Annotated in this window: 16 protein-coding genes; 15 read left to right on the top strand and 1 reads right to left on the bottom strand. The window is 32.1% G+C overall.

Features of this window, described 5'->3' with window-relative positions; translation table 11 throughout:
- Positions 1-49: 49 nt before the first annotated feature.
- The 12 genes from gcvH to ACNFIH_RS09320 all read left to right on the top strand — a co-directional run bounded on the left by gcvH (position 50) and on the right by ACNFIH_RS09320 (position 9,144).
- Positions 50-430 (top strand): glycine cleavage system protein GcvH, encoded by a 381-nt coding sequence (gcvH, locus tag ACNFIH_RS09375; RefSeq protein WP_035651485.1) that lies wholly within the window; start codon positions 50-52, stop codon positions 428-430.
- Positions 423-815, top strand: a complete 393-nt coding sequence (locus ACNFIH_RS09370; RefSeq protein WP_035652048.1) for a VanZ family protein — start codon at positions 423-425, stop codon at positions 813-815. Before gcvH ends, ACNFIH_RS09370 begins: the two co-directional genes overlap by 8 nt.
- A 109-nt stretch (positions 816-924) precedes the next feature.
- Entirely contained in the window at positions 925-1,668 is a 744-nt protein-coding gene (gene deoC / locus ACNFIH_RS09365) for a deoxyribose-phosphate aldolase (protein WP_426486410.1), read from the top strand.
- 21 nt (positions 1,669-1,689) lie between these two features.
- On the top strand, positions 1,690-3,813 hold the full coding sequence (locus tag ACNFIH_RS09360; protein ID WP_426486722.1) for an energy transducer TonB: 2,124 nt from the start codon (positions 1,690-1,692) through the stop codon (positions 3,811-3,813).
- A 157-nt stretch (positions 3,814-3,970) separates the two neighbouring features.
- Positions 3,971-4,873, top strand: a complete 903-nt coding sequence (cyoE, locus tag ACNFIH_RS09355) for a heme o synthase (protein WP_426486409.1) — start codon at positions 3,971-3,973, stop codon at positions 4,871-4,873.
- 2 nt (positions 4,874-4,875) lie between these two features.
- Positions 4,876-5,463, top strand: coding sequence for a cytochrome c oxidase subunit 3 (locus tag ACNFIH_RS09350; RefSeq protein WP_142450403.1), 588 nt, complete (start codon positions 4,876-4,878; stop codon positions 5,461-5,463).
- 42 nt (positions 5,464-5,505) lie between these two features.
- Positions 5,506-6,501 carry a cytochrome c oxidase subunit 3 gene (locus ACNFIH_RS09345; protein WP_142450404.1) on the top strand — a complete coding sequence of 332 codons (996 nt, stop codon included), beginning with the start codon at positions 5,506-5,508 and terminating at the stop codon, positions 6,499-6,501.
- Between the two features lie 19 nt (positions 6,502-6,520).
- Positions 6,521-6,877, top strand: coding sequence for a cytochrome C oxidase subunit IV family protein (locus ACNFIH_RS09340; RefSeq protein ID WP_035651494.1), 357 nt, complete (start codon positions 6,521-6,523; stop codon positions 6,875-6,877).
- 79 nt (positions 6,878-6,956) lie between these two features.
- Entirely contained in the window at positions 6,957-7,598 is a 642-nt protein-coding gene (locus tag ACNFIH_RS09335; RefSeq protein WP_426486408.1) for a hypothetical protein, read from the top strand.
- Positions 7,599-7,609: 11 nt separating this feature from the next.
- On the top strand, positions 7,610-8,299 hold the full coding sequence (locus ACNFIH_RS09330) for an SCO family protein (RefSeq protein WP_426486407.1): 690 nt from the start codon (positions 7,610-7,612) through the stop codon (positions 8,297-8,299).
- Position 8,300: 1 nt separating this feature from the next.
- Positions 8,301-8,885 carry a DUF420 domain-containing protein gene (locus ACNFIH_RS09325; RefSeq protein WP_426486406.1) on the top strand — a complete coding sequence of 195 codons (585 nt, stop codon included), beginning with the start codon at positions 8,301-8,303 and terminating at the stop codon, positions 8,883-8,885.
- Complete coding sequence (locus ACNFIH_RS09320; protein WP_426486405.1) at positions 8,875-9,144, top strand: hypothetical protein; 270 nt, start codon at positions 8,875-8,877, stop codon at positions 9,142-9,144. Before ACNFIH_RS09325 ends, ACNFIH_RS09320 begins: the two co-directional genes overlap by 11 nt.
- Positions 9,145-9,164: 20 nt before the next feature.
- On the opposite strand, the gene ACNFIH_RS09315 is transcribed toward ACNFIH_RS09320, so the two are convergent.
- Positions 9,165-10,895 carry an O-antigen ligase family protein gene (locus ACNFIH_RS09315; RefSeq protein WP_426486404.1) on the bottom strand — a complete coding sequence of 577 codons (1,731 nt, stop codon included), beginning with the start codon at positions 10,893-10,895 and terminating at the stop codon, positions 9,165-9,167.
- A 109-nt stretch (positions 10,896-11,004) separates the two neighbouring features.
- Here ACNFIH_RS09315 and ACNFIH_RS09310 point away from each other — a divergent pair, with 109 nt between their 5' ends.
- The 3 genes from ACNFIH_RS09310 (at position 11,005) to ACNFIH_RS09300 (ending at position 14,719) form a co-directional block, all read left to right on the top strand.
- Positions 11,005-12,534: a transglutaminase-like domain-containing protein gene (locus tag ACNFIH_RS09310; RefSeq protein ID WP_426486403.1), complete on the top strand. Its 1,530-nt coding sequence runs from the start codon at positions 11,005-11,007 to the stop codon at positions 12,532-12,534.
- 28 nt (positions 12,535-12,562) lie between these two features.
- On the top strand, positions 12,563-13,030 hold the full coding sequence (locus ACNFIH_RS09305) for a hypothetical protein (protein ID WP_426486402.1): 468 nt from the start codon (positions 12,563-12,565) through the stop codon (positions 13,028-13,030).
- A 231-nt stretch (positions 13,031-13,261) separates the two neighbouring features.
- Positions 13,262-14,719, top strand: coding sequence for a T9SS type A sorting domain-containing protein (locus ACNFIH_RS09300; protein WP_426486401.1), 1,458 nt, complete (start codon positions 13,262-13,264; stop codon positions 14,717-14,719).

Genomic DNA, 14,719 nt, shown 5'->3' with positions numbered 1-14,719 from the left:
TTACATTTGTGACTTATTTATTAAATTATCAATTTTCAAACATACTATTATGAGCATACCAGCAAATTTAAAGTACACAAAAGATCATGAATGGGTTAGCATCGAAGGCGATGTTGCGACTGTAGGAATTACTCATTTTGCACAAAAAGAGTTAGGGGATATTGTGTATGTTGAGGTAGAAACTTTAGATCAGACATTAGATAAAGACGAAGTTTTTGGAACAGTTGAAGCTGTTAAAACAGTTTCAGATTTATTTTTGCCTTTAACAGGAGAAATTATTGCTTTCAATGATAGTTTAGAAAGTGCCCCAGAAACTGTGAACTCTGATCCTTACGGAGCAGGATGGATGATCAAAATAAAAATTGCTGACGCTTCAGAAATTGATTCGTTATTGTCTGATGCAGCTTACAAACAACTTATCGGTGCCTAAACAACTTCTTTTAATTTGGGCGATTATTTGTTCAGGTATCATTACTTATTTTTGTTTGACGAATTCAAGTAATATACCGGCAATAGATTTTCCGAGTATAGATAAAATCGTTCATTTTTGTTTTCATTTCGGATTTACAATTTCGTGGATTTTGTTTTTCAAAAAAGAATTGAAAGGTCAGCATGCAAACGATTATAAAGCATATTTGATTTCATTTATATTTTCAGTTTTCTTTGGAATTACAATCGAGATTCTTCAAGGTGTTTTAACAACTACAAGAACTCCAGATGTAACTGATGTCCTTGCAAATACGATCGGAGCAACTGCCGGAGTGTTTTCTGCTATAGGATTTAGGAAGCTGATTGATAAAATAATAGGAATATAATTACCCACTTCGGTGGGTTTTTTATTATCATAAAATGAACCCTTATAAATAATGCTTTTTTTTCAATTTAAAATGTATTTTTGTGCCGATCTGACGTAATAGGAAAATCATGAACATTAAGCAATACCTTGATTCAACGTATCTTAAAACTGCTTCGCAAGCTGGGCTTTCTGAAGCAGAAAATAATATTGTTGTAAAAAATGCAATTGAAGAAGCAATTGTAGAAGGTTTTAAGTTAATTATGATTCGGCCAGAACATGTTAGCTTGGCTAAAAATATGATTTTGAAAGCGAATTCGTCTTTGCTTGTTGGTACTGTTATTGATTTTCCGGAAGGCAAATCAGATTTGGAAACCAAAATTAAAGAAGCAAATGAAGCAATTGAAAACGGAGCGGATGATTTGGATTTTGTCTGTAATTATCAAGCTTTCAAAAACGGCGAAATTGCATTAGTTAAAAATGAAATTTTAATAGGTACCCAAATTGGATTAGCACACAATAAAACCGTAAAATGGATTATTGAGACAGCAGCTTTGACTGATAAAGAAATTATCCAGCTTTCGGCTTTGATAAAAAATGTTGTGATTTCTAATTTTAAAGAGGAAAATTACGCATCAGTATTTGTAAAATCATCTACAGGTTTTTTTAAAACGGAAAATGATTTGCCCAATGGAGCGACTGTCCCAGTGATAATTATAATGTTAGAAAACGCATCGCCATTGCCAGTTAAGGCTGCGGGCGGTGTTCGATCATATCAAGACGCAATAGAAATGATTCGTTTAGGAGTTAAGCGAATCGGAACTTCGGCAGCAAAAGCAATTGCTGGCGGAGAGAATACCACAAATCAATATTAAATGAAAACCAAAACCTACGTAATGAATAAAAGCGCCCTGACTTTTATTTTAATGCTAACTTCTTTAATTGCTTTTGCACAAGAAAATAATGCTTCCTCAGTTAAATCTGGATTTACAAGTGAACAATTCCCTGTTTTTCAGAATTGCGAAAATTTGATCGATAAAAAATTGGAAAACTGCTTTTACAAAGAAGTTCAGGATTTTGTTTTTCAAAATTTTGAAGTTCCGGAAAATTTAAAGCAAAATAATTATAAAGGAGAAGTTAAGGTACTTTTTGAAGTAGATGCGACTGGTGTTTTTAAGGTGATTTATGTAAATACGGCAAATGAAGATTTGTCTAATGAAGCGAAACGTGTTTTTGCTAAGTTTCCAACAATTAAGCCGTCAACTTATAATGGAAAGCCGACTTATTCAAAATACACTATTACAATAAATATACCGTTAAAAAGTGCAGATCAATTGGCAGCAGAAGCCGCGGCAGCTGCGCAGATTTTAAAACCAACTGAAAAACCAATGACAGAATTGGATAGTATTGTTTATAAAAAATACAATAATCCAGAATTCGAAAGCCATTTAAATATTCCATTTTCTCATAGTTATTACGCACAGTTTGATGGTGCAATGAATCAAGTTGGAAGTAATAGTCATACTTCTTCAAAACCTTATACCTATGCGGAGGTTTCAAAATATTATAATTTGAAAGCTGTAAATGAGTCACTTCAAAAAAAGACTTCAACATGGCTTGGAAGAAAATGGTGGAATGAAAATTTAGTGCAGATTCAGGGAGAAGATTACTGGCTGGCTTTAAATCCGATTGTTGATTTGCAGATGGGAAAAGCTTCAGATCTTGATGCTTCTTATACTTATGTTAATACACGTGCTTTAAATTTCAGAGGAGGTTTAGGGAAACAAATAAATTTTACAACAACAATTTTTGAAAGCCAAGGCCGATTTGCCGGATATTTCAATGATTATGCTGAATCACTAAAACCATCTGGAGGAAATCCGGCAATTATTCCTGGAGTTGGAATTGCAAAACGTTTTAAAACTGATGCATACGATTTTCCTTTGGCAGAGGCAAATATTACCTATACACCATATAAATTTTTCGATCTTCAGTTAGGTTACGGAAGAAATTTTATAGGTGATGGTTATCGTTCATTGATTGAAAGCGACGGAGCGAGCCCATATCCGTATTTTAAAATTAATACTACTTTCTGGAAAATAAAATATACGAATACTTATATGTGGTTGAAAGATGTTAGGCCAGAAGTTACAGTTGATAAAACATACGCCACAAAGTTTATGGCTAATCACTATCTAAGCTGGAATGTTTCAAACAGACTGAATTTAGGTTTCTTCGAATCTGTTGTTTGGACAGATACCAATAATAGAGGATTTGATGTGAATTTTGTGAATCCAATTATTTTTTATCGTACAGTTGAATTTACTTCTTCTTCAAGAAGCGGAAATGCGATGTTGGGTATTACTGGAAAATATAAATGGAATAACAGTATAAATTTATATTCTCAGTTTTTAATCGATGAATTTTCAGTTTCTGATGTAAAAGCGGGCGATAAAAGCTGGAAAAATAAATTCGGTTTTCAAATTGGAGGAAAATATTATAATGCATTTGATGTAAAAGATCTTTTGTTTCAAGTCGAGTATAATCATGTTCGTCCTTATGTGTATTCACATAGTGCCGTAATTACAAATTATGGACACAATAATCAAAGTCTTGGTCATCAATGGGGTGGAAATTTCAATGAATTAGTTGTAATTGGACGTTATCATAAAGGACGTATTTTTGGAGATGCTAAATTTACTGTTGGAAAAAGAGGTCTTGATTTTAATACAACTAAAGACTCGTACAATTATGGAGGCGATATTTATAAAAGTTATGATGTAAAACGTCCATATGATAAAGGAGTAGAAGTAGGTCAGGGAAATAAAACAAATGTTTTTATTGCTGACGTTCAAGGAGGTTATTTGATAAACCCAATGACAAACCTGAAATTGTTTGGAAGTTTTATTTACAGAAACTTTGATCCGACTCAAGATACAGCTACAACTTTTAAGCAAAGTACGACTTGGTTTAGCATCGGATTACGTTCAGATATTTTTAATTGGTATTTCGATTACTAGGATTTTTATAAGATTTTTCGAAATAATTGTGTTAAAGATTTGCAAGTCCTTATTTTGTAAAGGTTTTATTGAAAAAAATCTAAATTTATAGTTCTGTATTCTACAATCTAATTTGTACATTTGCACCACTCAAAAAAAATATACAAACAATAGAGGTTTGAACGCTACTAAAAATACAATTTCACTAAAATCAATATTTCTGGATTTCAAAGAGATTACAAAGGCTGGTTTGGCTATCAGTGTTTTGTTTTCTTCTATTGCCGGATATTTGTTGGGTGTAAATGATGAACATCCTTTTAAATGGAGTATTTTGCTTGTTTTGTCAATTGGCGGTTACTGTATGGTTGGTGCTTCAAATGCATTTAATCAGGTAATTGAAAAAGACATAGACGCTTTAATGGACAGAACAAAAAACCGTCCTGTTCCTTCTGGACGTATGTCTCCAAAAATGGCTTTGTTTGTAGCAAGTTTGTTGACTATTATCGGAATCAGCTTGCTTTATACCATTAATGCCAAGTCAGCAATGTTTGCTGCAATCTCGATATTTTTATACACAAGTATTTATACACCATTAAAAACAGTTACTTCATTATCTGTGTTTGTTGGCGCTTTTCCTGGAGCAATACCATTTATGTTAGGATGGGTTGCTGCTACAGGTGAATTCGGAATTGAGGCGGGAACTTTATTTTTAATTCAGTTTTTCTGGCAATTTCCTCATTTTTGGGCAATCGGCTGGTTTTTATATGAAGATTATGAAAAAGCAGGAATCTTTATGCTTCCGACAGGAAAGAAAGATAAAGGAACCGCTTTACAGGTTATTCTGTATACAATTTGGCTGATCATAGCTTCATTGCTTCCAGTTTTGGGGTATACAGGGCAATTGTTTATTTCTCCAATTGCAGCAGCTTTAGTGTTTTTATTAGGATTGTGGATGCTTTTTTACGCAGTAAAACTGTATCAGTTGAGAACGGCAAAGTCGGCAAGAACTTTAATGCTGGTGAGTGTTTCGTACATTTCACTATTACAGATTGTATTTATAGTAGATAAATTTTTAAGATAGTTATGGAAATGACAATTAAAGCAAGTGATGAACAATTAAGAAAATCAAAATCGGCAAAACTGATTTTGTTATTCGCCATGGTAAGTATGACCATGATGTTTGCAGGACTTACAAGTGCATTTGTGGTTAGTAAATCAAGAGCTGACTGGTTGAAGGATTTTCAATTGCCAACAGCATTTTATTATAGTACAGCAGTAATTATTGGCTGTAGCGTTACATTTTATTTAGCAAAAAAAGCCATTCAGAAAGATAATAGGAGCGCTGTTACAGGATTGCTTTTAGGAACTTTAGCTTTAGGGGTTTTATTTGTTGTATTGCAATTTCAGGGATTTGGACAAATCGTTGAAAAAGGATATTATTTTACAGGACAAGGTAGCTCAATTACTACAACTTTTCTTTATGTTGTTACTGTAACACACCTATTGCACTTAGCGGGCGGATTAATTTCACTTTTAATTATAATTTATAATCATTTTAAACAAAAATACAATTCGACTCAAACTCTTGGTATAGAACTAGGTGCGATGTATTGGCACTTTTTGGATTTATTATGGGTATATTTATTTTTATTTTTATATTTCTTTAAATAAGAAAAAAACGTAAATTTGGGAACTTTTTAACGAATATCTTTTATGGAAGCGACAGTTACTACTGCAAATAACAACGAAAAAACTTGGGGAGGCGGAGAGGATATCCAGCCATTAGGAGCAAGTTATGGTAAAATGATGATGTGGTTTTTTATCGTATCAGATGCCTTGACATTCTCTGGATTTCTTGCTGCTTATGGTTTTTCTAGATTTAAATTTATTGAAACTTGGCCATTGGCTGATGAAGTGTTTACTCACTTCCCATTTATGCATGGCGTTTCGGCTCCTATGTATTATGTAGCCTTAATGACTTTTATTTTGATTTTCTCATCTGTAACAATGGTTTTAGCTGTTGATGCAGGTCATCAATTAAAAAAGACAAAAGTTGCTATTTATATGTTCTTGACTATTATTGGAGGTTTAATTTTCGTTGGTTCTCAAGCTTGGGAGTGGAAAAACTTCATTAAAGGAGAATATGGCGCAGTAGAAACAGCAGGTGGAAGTTTATTGCAGTTTGTTAATGCAAAAGGAGAAAGAGTTGCTCTTGAAGAGTTTGCTGTAAAATTGCCAGAACAAAGAGAAGCTTTAACAAGAAGCCATTCAACTTGGTTTATGGAAGATGCTGAAACGCAGGCTACATACACAGTTGCTGAAGTACAGGCTGGATTTAAAGCACATCCTGAATTGTTGATAAGAACAGAACAGATTATTGAAAATAACGGAAAAAAGAGTAAAAAAGTTCTGACTAGAGCAGAAGCTGAAACTCGTTTAGCAACTGCAAAATATGTAGTAGAAGGTGCAAACCTTACAAGAAACGAATACGGAAGCAAATTATTTGCTGATTTCTTCTTCTTCATTACTGGATTCCACGGATTCCACGTATTTTCTGGAGTTATCATTAATATCATTATTTTCTTTAATGTATTATTAGGAACTTACGAGAAAAGAAGAAGCTACGAAATGGTAGAGAAAGTTGGATTATACTGGCACTTTGTAGATTTAGTTTGGGTATTCGTATTTACAGTTTTCTACTTAGTTTAATTTTTTAAGATTTATTATTATGGCACACGGTCACGAATACGTATCAAATACAAGAAGAATCTGGTTTGTTTTTATATTACTATCAGTAGTAACTACAGTAGAGGTTATTCTTGGTATCTACAAACCTGCAGTTTTAGAAGGTAATCATTTTGTAGGTTTGAATTTATTGAACTGGATATTTTATATCCTTACAATATTCAAAGCATATTATATTGTATGGGCATTTATGCACATGGAAGGTGAAAAAAGCAGCCTTAGATGGTCTGTTGTATCGCCAGTTATTTTCCTAGTTTTATATTTATTGTTTATTCTTTTGACAGAAGGACATTATATTTATGGGGTTTTTAAAGATTCTACTATTAAATGGAATTTTTAACATGATATTAATTCGAAAAGAAGCTCCGATTAACGGAGCTTTTTTTATTTTTGTACCTCAATATTTTCCCGCATAAACAATGAAAAAAAATATAGTTCTCTTTGTCCTTTTTGTTCTGCCTATTGTAGCTTATTTGTTTTTTGCTTCTGGTGTAAATAGTTTTACAACTCTTCCTGTAATAACGCCTAAAGTAGCTGACTTTGGAAATTGGAATTCATTAAGCGGTAAGAAAATCTCTCTTAATAAAAAAATTACGGTACTTGGTTTTGGAGGTACAAATATTTTAGAAAACCGAGGTAATTATTTTAATCTAAATGAAAAAATCTACAAACGTTATAACGGTTTTGAAGATCTTCAGTTTGTAATTCTGTGTCCGCTTGGAACTGAAAAAAAAGCTCAAAAAATAGTTGATGCTTTATCTCCTTTTACAGATGTTAAAAATTGGAATTTTGTATTTGCTTCAAATGAAGAAATTCAAAAGTTTTATGATGGACTTCATCTAAAAGAAAAACTAAATAAGAACCTTGAAACTCCAAATGTTTATATTGTTGATAAAGAAAGAAATCTTAGAGGAAGAAAAGATAAAAAGGAGTATAAAGAGGGATACAATACTTTTCATCCTTCTGAGCTAAGCAATGAAATGCTGGATGATTTCAAAATCATTTTATACGAATATCGTGCGGCTCTTAAAAAGAACCATAATGCCACTAAACAACTTTAATTTTTACCTACATGTTTAAAAATAAATCATACATCGGGATTTCGTTTATCGTTTTGATTTTCGGAATTTATGCAGTGCCAAAAATTGTTGACAGAATTCAAAACGGCGAAGTTGTAAAAGGGAATCGTTTGGATAACGTTGGTTTGAAAGGTGCAAAAGATACAGCTAAATTATTAACCATTGGACCAGCTCCAAAATTTGAATTGACAAATCAAGATGGTGCAAAAGTTTCAAATCAAACCTACAAAGGAAAGGTTTATGTTTTGGAATTTTTCTTTACTACTTGCCCTTCAATTTGTCCAAAGATGAATTTAAGCATGCTGGAAATTGAGAAAACATTCTTTGGAAATCCTAATTTCGGAATCGTTTCTATTACAATAGATCCTGGTCATGATACTCCGGCAGTTTTAAAAGATCATGCTAAGTTATTAGGCGTTAAATCTTCAAATTGGAATTTTCTGACTGGTGATAAAGCAACAATTATGGATTTGTCTAACAAAGGTTTCAATTTGTATGCAGGAGAAAATGATAAGGTGAATGGAGGTTTTGAGCACTCAGGCTTATTTGCTTTAATTGATAAAGATGGGAAAATCCGTTGCAGAAAAGATGAGTTTGGAAACCCTATTTTGTATTACGATGGTTTAGACAAAAAAGGAGTTAGAGAAATTCAAGAAGATATTAAAGTATTATTAGAAGAATAAAATGGAAGATAATTCAATAGAAAAAAAATATAATAAATTTATAATTGCGGTTTCAATTATAATACCGGTTGTAGTTGCAATTTTATTTGGTGTAAAACTAAAAGATTTTGGTTATAATGTTGAACCATTATCTATGTTACCTCCGGTTTATGCAACAATAAATGGTATAACAGCGGTTGTGCTTGTTGCAGCTGTAATGGCTATTAAAAACGGAAAACGTTTATTGCATGAACGTTTAATGACTTTTGCTATTGCTTTGTCTGTTGCTTTTTTGGTAATGTATGTTGCTTATCATATGACTGCAGATTCTACTAAATTTGGAGATTTAAATCACGATGGTATTCTTGATGCGGTAGAAAGTGCAAAAGCTGGCTCACTTCGATTGGTGTATTTTGTCATCTTAATAACTCATATTTTACTTTCTATCGCGATTATTCCACTTGTTCTTATTTCATATGTAAGAGCACTTGGACAGCAATTTGACAGACATAAAAAAATAGCTAAAATCACTTTTCCAATCTGGCTATATGTTGCTGTAACTGGCGTTGTAGTATTTTTAATGATTTCTCCGTATTATGCTAATTAGTAAAAAAAATAATATTCAAGGTTTAAAATCAAAATTTCAAACTTTGTTTTTTGGAATTTGTTTCTTCTTAATTGGAATTTCGGCGAATGCGCAATGTGCGATGTGTCGTGCAGCACTTGCGGGAGATTCTAATGTAAAAAAAGCTGAGGCGGTAAATGACGGAATTGTATATTTAATGGTAATTCCGTATTTGCTAGTAGGTATAATTGGTGTTCTGATTTACAGAATGTACCAATCTAAAAAGAAAAAAGCAGTCTAAATTTAGACTGCTTTTTTTATTTAATTTTTTAAGTAGTTTTTGGCTTTTTCTTTAAATGACTCGATTTCTTTTGATGGAATTTTTATTGGTAAATAAAGAATTTCTTTAGCTATTTCTCTTGCTTTTCCTCTCTGATTTGTTTTTTGATATAAATTAAATAAATCTATTCTAGCATTAAATCTAAAGGGTTCTACATTTTTATTGTAAATATAAATTTCCTCGGCTTTATCATAATTGCCCATTCTCTCAAAAAGTTTTGCTAAGTTTTTACCTAAGGTTGGCTTTCCTGATTGGTTAAAACCATTTGTCAAGTATCTAAGTCCTTCTTCGGGATTATTATTTTTCATAAAAATTATGCCTGCCATAAAAAGTTGTTCGCCATTTGCGTCGATTTTAGTAACATAATTCTCTGTCTTTTTTAAACCTGCAATTTCCTCTTGATTAAAGATTTTCTTCAGCTTATATTCTGCGTTTAATCTTAGAGCAATAATAGAAGAAAATGTTGCGATGAAAATAGTTGTAATAATTGCAGAGAAATAGTTCTGTTTAAAAGATAGAACAGGTTTTATTTGTGATTCATTGATAATGACAACTGTAAAAATGCAGCCTAAAACCGCAAACAAAGGTACTGGCAGAATTGTATTAGTAAATGCAAAAATAATGATGCAAAGAAGTATTGAACTACAAGCCTTCGTTATATTATTATGCTTTGATTTGATGAACAACATTATGATAAAAATGCAAAATATAGCAATCCATATCATCCCCAATTCAAAACCTAATTCTAGAAAATCATTATTTGCATTATATAAATAACTTGCATTTCTAGTTTCTTCCCACGGTCTTTGTACGGAAAAATAATCAGCCTTTGTTAAATTATATTGCAATGAAAAGGAATCAAAGCCATAACCAGTCAAAAGTCTGTCTTTAAGCTGTATTAAAGAATGCTTGGCAATGAACATTCTACCGGATGCTGATTGAGATTTAAATGTATTGGTGTTCCAAATCATTATAAAAAAACAGCTTACAATTGCAGAAGCATACAATAGTTTCTTAGAAAAGATGAGTTCTCGAATCTCTCGTTTTGAAGTATTCAAGTTAAACAGCATTGCGACAATTAATGCGACAAACGCACCCCGACATTTTGAGAGATATAGGCCATAGGCTAAAATAGGAAAGCAGATAAAAAGTAAAACTTTGCTAAGTCGTGATTTGACTTCTTGGGTTAGCTCAATCAAACTTAAAATACCAATAGCAAGAAATAAGGCTAAATGATTTGGAGAAAAAAACAATCCTGTGACTTGAAAGTATTCATTTGAAGAAGATAGTAATTTACTTTCTTGTAAAATCGCGATTGCTGAATTCAGTGTAGCCACGAGCAGTAGTAAATAATATATTTTTTTTGAAATTTCTGAAATCTTTTCTTTCCCACAAAGTGATCGTCTTAAAATTATGTATAGAAGTAAATAGGCACTAAAGTGCCATACTTTTAAATTGAAGACGCTTGCATTAGACAAGTATACAAAATTTAACAATCCACCAAAAAACAGTATAAGTATACAGATATCAAATTGATTCAATTCCCATTTTCTATTGTGGTTTTGGAATAAAAAAACAACACTTCCTATTAAGGTTATAAACAGCCAATAAATATATTTTCCCGTTAAAAATGGAAGATTTCCTAGATTAAATCTTACTAGCAACGACAAGAGTAAAAGTGTTAAAAAAATGAAGAGTTGTTGATTTTTCATTATTTAGATACTAAAATTATTTTTTCATATAATTTGTAAATTTAACATTTTTAAATTTATTTTCTTACATTTTTGTTTTAAAATTGTACAATAAAACTTACTTTTTTAAATGAAAACTTACTTTTGGTCTTTTTTTATGCTATATGCATCTCTTTTTTCTCAATCGATTTCGAATGTTGATATGACAAAAAAGAGCCTGGAAACTGTATTGTATAAACATTATGAATCTGATATAGAAAAAAGAAAAGCAGCAGCGTTTTTAATTGATAATATTGAGATTCATTACAGTGAAAACTACAAATGGGTTGACGGCAAGAATAGGAAAATTGATTTTAATGAATTGGATTATCCTGATTTAAAATTGGCAACGCAAGCTTTCAAAAAATTGCAAGACAGTATCAGCCTAAAGCCTGAATTATATTGTGTTAAAGATCTTGATATAATTACACCTGAATTTTTAATAAAATACATAGATCTTGCTTTTAAATCCTGGAAAAACAATCCGTGGTCTCGCTCTTATGACTTTAAAACTTTTTGCGAATATATTCTTCCGTATAGAAGTTTAACTGAACCACTGGAAGATTGGCGCTCTGAATATTTGCAATTGGTATCTCAAGCACAATTGAATGCAAAAAATATAAACCAGCCTGTTGATGTTGCTACCCAAACTATTTTAGAACTTAAAAATTTCAGATTTTTAAGCAGTCGCCCTGACCCAATTCCTTATTTAAGCCCAAAACAATTGCTTTTTAGAAGAGAAGGTGCATGCAATGATCTGGCAAATTTGACATTATTGGCATGTAGGGCAATGGGACTTGCGGTTACATTTGATTTTACACCAGAATACGGCGCTTCATCAAAAAGACATTTTTGGGATACCGTTATTGATGAAAACGGGAAACATATTCCGTTTAACGGTAATTGCTTCGGAAATCCCCAAGGACTTCCATATGCTTATAATGCTACAGAAAAACGACTGGCTAAAGTATATAGAAAAACTTTTTCTATTCAGCAAAATTCTCTGGCAGCATTGAAAGATACATTATTGATTCCTGATGGATTTTTGAGAGAAAAAAACATTCTCGATGTAACACATGAATATGTTGATACTGGAAAAATTACTTATCCAGTAAATGCTAAAAATCAGAATGAGATAGCCTATTTAAATGTTTTCAATCTTGCAAAATGGAGAGTAATAGACTGGGGAGAAAAAAAAGGAAATACAATCGAATTTAAAAATTTAGGTTCCAACATCGTTTATCTACCAAGTTTTTACGATCCAACGGCAAAGAAAATGAATTATGCACGTTATCCCGTACTTCTAGATAATAATACAAAGCAGCAAATTCTGATTCCAAATTATAACAAGACCTTTTCGTATAGCGTATCGAGAGACAAGCCCCAAAAAGCTCCTGGACTAGATTTCAATTCATTTGAAGTATTTGAAAATGAAATATTCACACTCTATGTCTGGGATAATGGTTGGAAAAAACTTGAAGAAGCTACCTCAGAAAGAGACTTTATAAAATTCAGCAAAATTCCTGATAACGCTCTTCTTCTTGCACTTTGTCCCAAAAGTAATGGTTATGAACGAATTTTTAGAATTAACAGTGAGACTAAACAAATTGAATGGTACTAAATATACATATCTAAAAAAAATAAAAATTATGAAGAAAAATGTATTCCACATCCTTGCATTGCTCCTTTTCGTAAACGGAATGCAGTCACAAAACAGCATTGAAGTTCAAAAAACTACTAAAGAAAGGTTTTATGAAAATGTAAAAAAAGCAGGTTTAACAGAAAGTAAAATAGAGGAACTCTTGAAAATAATTGAAGAAAGAAACCGGATTTTAAAAGATTTGGATGCAAAAAAGAAGCAAGCTGATGCTCCCTACAGTATTCAGGATCCGGGTACGCTGTACAATTTTAAGATCAACAATGCGAGAACGTTCTATGCAAGAAAAATAAACAGTCTTCTTACCTACAAAGAATACGCTGAATTTATTGTGGAAGATTACAGAAGTGAGGCACATGAAAATGCAAAAATCGAATACGAACAATTGATTAATAGCAATACTGCTTTAACTGAAAAACAAAAAAGGAGCTATACACTTTTATCTATAATTATCACTTAAATCAGCTTTTAACAACAGCATATTACAGTTTTGACAAAACACAGCAAAAACCAAAACTAGGAATCTTGCGATTCAATTTTGAAAAAGAGTTTAAAAAAAGGTGTAAAGAGTACAATATAAAAATTCAAGAATCAAGCGGTGAAAACACGAATGGTTTTGAATGGAATTAAATACAACTTAATAAAATCCAAAAACATACTAACTATATCATTAACCAATAATCTAATTATTATGAAGAAAAATTTTGTATTTATTTTTCTGTTTACAGTTCTCTCTGCCACGGCACAAGTGAACTGTGAAGAAAAACTTGAAAAAGCCAGAAAAATTCTGGATGACAAGAAACTGTATAAAAATTACGACAGTCTCTTTCACGATATGTTGATTTGCGCAGAAAATGGTGAACCATTAGCACAAAACTATGTGGGCCTTATGTATGTATATGGCTTAGGAGTAGAAAAAGAAGAGTCTAAAGGTTTTGTATATGTTGAAAAAGCGGCTAAAAGTGGTAATGCTGTAGGTGAATATAATCTAGGAAAACTATACAGCGAAGGACGTGGTTGTAAACTCGACATGAACAAAGCTGTTGAGTGGTACAAAAAAGCAATTAACCAAAACAACCAGCGTGCCGCTTATATGTTGGGATATATGTATTTAAAAGGCTTTGGTGTACCACAGGATTATATACAGGCGGTAGAATGGTTTAAAAAAAGCGACTATGCGATGGCAAAACACTGGCTGGGTGTTTGTTATTATTTAGGATATGGAGTGCAGCAGAATAGTGATAAAGCGCTGGAATACCTTTATGGAAATACAACCCCAAACAGCGTAGCTTTCATAAAAAACATACAAAACGAAAAACGTGATAAAGTTTTAAATCAAACAGAAAATGCTATTGATGAAGCTGGAAAAGCAGCTAAAAAAATTGATCCCGAATTAATTTCTGAAAGCAGGGAAATTATAATTTCTGACGAAACACAAAACCCAAATATCAAACCAAAAAATATTGTAGGAGAATGGACAGGGCGTTTTATAGAATATGACTGGTCTGGAACCACTCCAGTACGTGTAATGCCTATAAATATTACATTCAGCAAAAATGACAAGAATGTTTTGCAGACTACAATAGCGTTTAACGGACAGACTTTTAAAGACAACGCACAGCTTCAGGAAAATACCCTTTTTGTTGATAATTTTAAATTTAAGCTCGAACAATTATACCTGCATGATTTTAAAAATGACAAACTCGATTATGATGTTTTAGGAATGAGCATTAATCAAAAAAACTATAACAACGTACCATATTTACTTTTCGATGTGTCCAGTTTTATTGAGTATTGGCGAGAGCCGGGACCGCCTATTACTTTAGTACTAAGGCCAAAAAATGTACTGACTAATGTTGATGACGAAGCATTATTACTCGCGCTGGCTTCACAGAAAACAGATTTTATAAAAGTATATCCTGTGCCGTTTGACGAACAGCTATATGTGGCTTTTGAATTGAAAGATCCTGCCAAAATTAACCTGACCCTTACTAGCATAGCAACTGGACAGCCAGTAAAGACAGCCACGGCTAATATGGAAGCAGGAATGCAGTCGTTTACGCTAGAAACCAGTTCACTGCCAAAAGGAATTTATATTCTGCAGATACAAGAAAACCAAATACTACATACCAAAACCATTATAAAATAA

Origin of the sequence: Flavobacterium sp. 2, assembly GCF_049949195.1 — a bacterium.
Taxonomy (GTDB): Bacteria; Bacteroidota; Bacteroidia; order Flavobacteriales; family Flavobacteriaceae; genus Flavobacterium.
This window is presented reverse-complemented; position numbering and strand designations above follow the sequence as displayed.

What these genes read in the sequence shown, in the direction of transcription:
- ACNFIH_RS09350 (WP_142450403.1), top strand. Translation starts at nt 4,876, where the DNA reads ATGGAAATGACAATTAAAGCAAGTGATGAACAATTAAGAAAATCAAAA.
- ACNFIH_RS09335 (WP_426486408.1), top strand. Translation starts at nt 6,957, where the DNA reads ATGAAAAAAAATATAGTTCTCTTTGTCCTTTTTGTTCTGCCTATTGTA.
- ACNFIH_RS09360 (WP_426486722.1), top strand. Translation starts at nt 1,690, where the DNA reads ATGAATAAAAGCGCCCTGACTTTTATTTTAATGCTAACTTCTTTAATT.
- gcvH (WP_035651485.1), top strand. Translation starts at nt 50, where the DNA reads ATGAGCATACCAGCAAATTTAAAGTACACAAAAGATCATGAATGGGTT.
- deoC (WP_426486410.1), top strand. Translation starts at nt 925, where the DNA reads ATGAACATTAAGCAATACCTTGATTCAACGTATCTTAAAACTGCTTCG.
- ACNFIH_RS09310 (WP_426486403.1), top strand. Translation starts at nt 11,005, where the DNA reads ATGAAAACTTACTTTTGGTCTTTTTTTATGCTATATGCATCTCTTTTT.
- ACNFIH_RS09330 (WP_426486407.1), top strand. Translation starts at nt 7,610, where the DNA reads ATGTTTAAAAATAAATCATACATCGGGATTTCGTTTATCGTTTTGATT.
- ACNFIH_RS09345 (WP_142450404.1), top strand. Translation starts at nt 5,506, where the DNA reads ATGGAAGCGACAGTTACTACTGCAAATAACAACGAAAAAACTTGGGGA.
- ACNFIH_RS09325 (WP_426486406.1), top strand. Translation starts at nt 8,301, where the DNA reads ATGGAAGATAATTCAATAGAAAAAAAATATAATAAATTTATAATTGCG.
- ACNFIH_RS09300 (WP_426486401.1), top strand. Translation starts at nt 13,262, where the DNA reads ATGAAGAAAAATTTTGTATTTATTTTTCTGTTTACAGTTCTCTCTGCC.
- ACNFIH_RS09305 (WP_426486402.1), top strand. Translation starts at nt 12,563, where the DNA reads ATGAAGAAAAATGTATTCCACATCCTTGCATTGCTCCTTTTCGTAAAC.
- ACNFIH_RS09320 (WP_426486405.1), top strand. Translation starts at nt 8,875, where the DNA reads ATGCTAATTAGTAAAAAAAATAATATTCAAGGTTTAAAATCAAAATTT.
- ACNFIH_RS09315 (WP_426486404.1), bottom strand. Translation starts at nt 10,895, where the DNA reads ATGAAAAATCAACAACTCTTCATTTTTTTAACACTTTTACTCTTGTCG.
- ACNFIH_RS09340 (WP_035651494.1), top strand. Translation starts at nt 6,521, where the DNA reads ATGGCACACGGTCACGAATACGTATCAAATACAAGAAGAATCTGGTTT.